Annotated in this window: 7 protein-coding genes; 2 read left to right on the forward strand and 5 right to left on the reverse strand. The window is 49.0% G+C overall.

The window, feature by feature from the left end; translation table 11 throughout:
- Both VIN66_RS05995 and VIN66_RS06000 read left to right on the forward strand, forming a co-directional pair.
- A partial coding sequence (locus VIN66_RS05995) for a cysteine desulfurase (protein ID WP_331923122.1) occupies nucleotides 1-990 on the forward strand: 990 nt, incomplete at its 5' end.
- Complete coding sequence (locus tag VIN66_RS06000; RefSeq protein ID WP_331923123.1) at nucleotides 987-1,436, forward strand: SufE family protein; 450 nt, start codon at nucleotides 987-989, stop codon at nucleotides 1,434-1,436. The genes VIN66_RS05995 and VIN66_RS06000, both read left to right, overlap by 4 nt.
- Nucleotides 1,437-1,449: 13 nt before the next feature.
- Here the strand turns inward: VIN66_RS06000 and tcdA are convergent, their stop codons facing one another.
- From tcdA to VIN66_RS06025, 5 genes are all read right to left on the reverse strand, one after another.
- Nucleotides 1,450-2,253, reverse strand: coding sequence for a tRNA cyclic N6-threonylcarbamoyladenosine(37) synthase TcdA (gene tcdA, locus VIN66_RS06005; protein WP_331923128.1), 804 nt, complete (start codon nucleotides 2,251-2,253; stop codon nucleotides 1,450-1,452).
- The gene (locus VIN66_RS06010) at nucleotides 2,250-2,954 is read right to left on the reverse strand and encodes a pseudouridine synthase (RefSeq protein ID WP_331923124.1); all 705 of its coding nucleotides are present in this window, start codon (nucleotides 2,952-2,954) and stop codon (nucleotides 2,250-2,252) included. The genes tcdA and VIN66_RS06010 overlap by 4 nt, the downstream gene beginning before the upstream one ends.
- Nucleotides 2,954-3,706 (reverse strand): 3-deoxy-manno-octulosonate cytidylyltransferase, encoded by a 753-nt coding sequence (gene kdsB, locus VIN66_RS06015; protein ID WP_331923125.1) that lies wholly within the window; start codon nucleotides 3,704-3,706, stop codon nucleotides 2,954-2,956. The genes VIN66_RS06010 and kdsB overlap by 1 nt, the downstream gene beginning before the upstream one ends.
- Nucleotides 3,694-3,891 (reverse strand): Trm112 family protein, encoded by a 198-nt coding sequence (locus VIN66_RS06020; protein ID WP_331923126.1) that lies wholly within the window; start codon nucleotides 3,889-3,891, stop codon nucleotides 3,694-3,696. The genes kdsB and VIN66_RS06020 overlap by 13 nt, the downstream gene beginning before the upstream one ends.
- A partial coding sequence (locus VIN66_RS06025; RefSeq protein ID WP_331923127.1) for a tetraacyldisaccharide 4'-kinase occupies nucleotides 3,881-4,261 on the reverse strand: 381 nt, incomplete at its 5' end. The genes VIN66_RS06025 and VIN66_RS06020, both read right to left, overlap by 11 nt.

Here is a 4,261-nt window from a genome sequence, read left to right on the forward strand (position 1 = left end):
TTTATTAATGCCAAACACCGGCATGAAATAGTCTTTACCAGCGGTGCTACAGCGGCATTGAACCAGATAGCTTTTGGCCTGATGCACACCATACTGCATCCCGGTGATCGTATTTTACTCACTCAGCTTGAGCATCACGCTAACATTGTTCCCTGGCAGCTGCACTGTCAGCGTCATGGTATTCATATCGATGTGGTGCCACTTAATAGCAGCCTGCAGCTTGATCTTGCGGTTTATCAGCAATTGCTGTTACAAAAACCCAAAATTGTCAGCTTCAGTCATGTATCTAACGTGCTGGGTCATATTCAACCGGCGCAACAGATGGTCGCTATGGCAAAAGCCGCTGGTGCCATAACAGTGATAGATGGCGCGCAGGGCGTGGTTTACCAGCAACCCGACATGCAACAGCTTGATTGTGATTTTTATGTATTTTCAGGTCACAAAATCTATGGCCCCACCGGCACGGGTGTACTGTACGGTAAAACGGCTTTGCTGGAGCAGCTTACCCCGCTGTTGGCAGGCGGTGAAATGATAGAACAGGTCAGCTTTGTTAACACAACCTTTAACAAACTGCCATTCCGCCTGGAGGCCGGAACACCGAATATTGCTGGTGTGATTGGCCTTGGCGCAGCACTACAATGGATACAACAATATAACAATAATGACCTTATTCAGCATAAATCCCTGTTACTAAAAGCATTCTTTAGCGGATTGGTACAAATAAAAGGCGTAGATATTTTATCCATGCCTGTGCATAATGCAGGCATAGTGGCATTAAATGTTGACAGTGAACACCCTTCAGACGTTGCAGCTATGTTGGATCAACAGCAGGTAGCAGTACGCTCAGGCCAGCACTGTGCTATGCCACTATTCAGTTATTTAGCAAGACCCGGTGCTGTCAGATGTGCTTTTGCCGCATATAACACACTGGATGATGTAAACCGGTGCCTGCTCGCGTTGGAGCAAGCCGTGGAGATACTGACTGCATGACATTAGAACAATTACTGGCAGATACCAAACCTGCACTGCAGGACATTCAACAACGGGATTTAGCAGATATTAAACAAGCTGCAGACTGGCAGGCTAAATATCGCATCCTGATGCAGTTAGGTAAAAAATTACCGGCTATGCCCGAGAAAATGAAACAGCCCGAGTTACTGGTTAAGGGCTGTGAAAGCCGGGCCTGGCTGATGCACTACCATGATAAAAGCAGCGATAAACACTACTTTATAATGGACAGTGAAGCGAGGATCGTAAAAGGGCTAATGGCCATTATGCTGTGTCTGGTGAACGGCATGACCAGCGCTGAACTGGCCAAATTTGACTTGAGCCATAAGTTTGATCAACTGAACTTGAAACCGTATTTAAGTCAGTCCCGTGGTAATGGTTTGACTGCAATGGCTGAAAAAATAAAAGCTTGCAGCCCTGCCAACTGACTTACCCACCTGACTACACCGTCTGAGCCAGCTTTTTCAGCACTCTGGATACGGCGGCTAAACCAAAACTGGCCGTAACGACAGTGACAGCACCAAAGCCGCCACTGCAATCCAGCCGCATACTACTAACTTCGCCTCTGTCATTTATTTGTGCTGTTTTTTGCTGACAGACACTGCCATCAGGCTGCGGATACACCAATTGCTCAGTCGAATAGACACAATCAATGCCAAAGCGTCGCTTAGGATTGCGGCTGTAGTTGTAGTCCCGGCGCAAACTATTACGCACCTTCGCCAGTAAGGGGTCATTTATCGTCTGGGTTAAGTCGGCTATCTGAATTTGGGTCGGATCAGTCTGTCCGCCTGCACCACCGGTGCTAATCACTTTAATCTTATTGCGCTTACAATGTGCCAACAACGCTACTTTCGCCTTGATAGAATCAATAGCATCAACAACATAATCGAGATCAGGGTTGATTAATTGCGTCAGGTTATCCGTGGCGACAAAATCTTCTACCTGAATCACATTACACTCAGGGTTAATCGCTTTTATCCGCTGTGCCATAACCGCCACTTTATCCTGGCCTACCGTATCTGTCAGCGCATGTAATTGCCGGTTAATGTTGCTGATACAGACATCATCCAGATCAATCAGCGTAATAGTACCTATTCCTGAGCGTGCCAAAGCCTCTGCGGCCCAGCTGCCAACGCCGCCAATGCCGACGACACACACATGTGCCTGGCGGAATTTCTCCAGCGCACTGATACCATATAACCGGCCGATACCGGCAAAACGTAACTGATAGTCTGACATCTTTATCTATTAACCTGTTTAGGTTGCTTGTATTCAGGCCAGCTCAACTGCCAGGGGAGCCGCCACTCTGACAAGCCGTCGTGCTGGAGTAATTGTTGAAACTTGTCACCGCATTTTGGTGGCCTAACGTACTGATACTGCTGGCCGGACAGCGTAAATTGTAAGGCATAGGCGTGCAAGTAAACTCTGTCTGCCATCTCGGCCTGGTACAGAACGTCCCCGCTTATCGCTGCCCCGAGACTTTTCATTGCAACACGGATCTGATGCGTTTTTCCGCTAAAGGGCTTAAGTAAATAAGCCCGGAATGGCAATTCGTCATAGCCGCGGCTAACAAAATACGTTACTGCAGGGTTATGCTGGCTGTTCAGCAATTTCCAGGCACTGCGCCGTGACGGCACCATATCCCCTTTTATCCAACCTTGTTTCTTTGCCGACCGGCCAACAGATAATGCTAAATAATATTTTTCCACCTGGTGGGCGGTAAACAAAGCGGTCAGCTCTGCGGCAGCACTGCTGCTGCGTGCCAGAATGATAAGGCCTGAGGTGACTTTATCCAGCCGATGCACCGGGAACAGAGCATAGCCCAAGGTTGCAGTTGCCTTAGCAACTAAACCAGGGCCATCATCGCTGTGAAAACTGATACCCGGCGCTTTGTCCAGCACGACAAAATCGTGCTGCTCATCGACGACTGAGAAACTGATTGTCATCAGGTCAGGCTGGCTGCATACCGACGGGCATGCTCAAGATCCGCAGGCGTATCAACACCGACAGCCGGTGTTTCAAGTGCAGTATCAACATGGATGGCTTCGCCCTGCCATAGCACCCGCAGTTGCTCCAGTGATTCTATCTGCTCTAATGCTGACGCTGGCCAGTCCACATAGCGCTGAATAAAACCGGCGCGGTAAGCATAAATACCGATATGACGCCGGTAATGCCGCGCCAGCTCAGCCTGAAAATTACCATCACGATCATACGGAATGACGCTGCGGCTGAAATATAATGCGTAGCCATCTTTGTCACTGACAACTTTAACAATGTTTGGGTTACTGATTTCGTCAGCGTTACCTAGCGGTACCGCTAAGGTCGCCATTTGCGCTCTTTGCTGCGTCGCCAGATTCTGCGCCACCTGACGAATGATAAGTGGCGGAATAAAGGGTTCATCGCCCTGCACGTTAACCACCACAGTATCGGCGGACAGCTGTAGCTTGCTAACCACTTCTGCCAAACGCTCGGTACCCGAATTATGCTCGGCTTTGGTCATACAGACTTCACCGCCAAATAAATCGACTACATCGGCGACTCGTCTGTCATCTGTTGCTACCACTACCCTGCCGGCACCACTTTGCAATGCCTGCTGGTAGACCCGCTCAATCATGGTTTTACCATTAATATCAGCCAGTGGTTTACCAGGTAACCGGCTGCTGGCGAAACGGGCCGGTATAACGACTACGAACGCCATTGCTCAGTCTCTTCCAGTGTCAGTTCACGGGCCTCATCAGCCAGCAGGACCGGAATATTATCGCGGATTGGGTACGCCAGACGATCAAAGGTGCAAATAAGTTGCTGCCCTGCCTGATCATATTTCAATTTACCCTTACATAGCGGACACGCCAGGATCTCGGTTAATGCAGCTTTAAGTGCCATATTTGCTCCGCAGTTCAGTCAATAAAAGAGTTAGTTTTGTTTTTAATTCTGCATCCGGCTCAGCATCAACGCTAAGACTGAACCAGTCTGCTTTCGCAAACCGATGGCATTTTACGGCGTCTTTCTCAGTCATCAGAACCGGGCCATCAATAGCAGCAAAATCTGCCGCAGTAAACTTATGATGATCAGCAAAATAATGCCTTGCAGTAATGTTAAAGCCCGCTGCAACAGCAGTGCGCTCAAACCGCTGCGGGTTACCGATACCGGCAACCAGCGTCACATCTGTGCCATCAAGCGTGCTCTGTGTCGTTAGTGAGCGTGCAGGCCCGGCTTTTAAATGCATAACACCATCTGCACCTTTTACCGGCTT

It is taken from the genome of Rheinheimera sp. (assembly GCF_036568245.1).
Classification (GTDB): domain Bacteria; phylum Pseudomonadota; class Gammaproteobacteria; order Enterobacterales; family Alteromonadaceae; genus Alishewanella.

What these genes read in the sequence shown, in the direction of transcription:
- VIN66_RS06010 (WP_331923124.1), bottom strand. Translation starts at nt 2,954, where the DNA reads ATGACAATCAGTTTCTCAGTCGTCGATGAGCAGCACGATTTTGTCGTG.
- VIN66_RS06020 (WP_331923126.1), bottom strand. Translation starts at nt 3,891, where the DNA reads ATGGCACTTAAAGCTGCATTAACCGAGATCCTGGCGTGTCCGCTATGT.
- VIN66_RS06000 (WP_331923123.1), top strand. Translation starts at nt 987, where the DNA reads ATGACATTAGAACAATTACTGGCAGATACCAAACCTGCACTGCAGGAC.
- kdsB (WP_331923125.1), bottom strand. Translation starts at nt 3,706, where the DNA reads ATGGCGTTCGTAGTCGTTATACCGGCCCGTTTCGCCAGCAGCCGGTTA.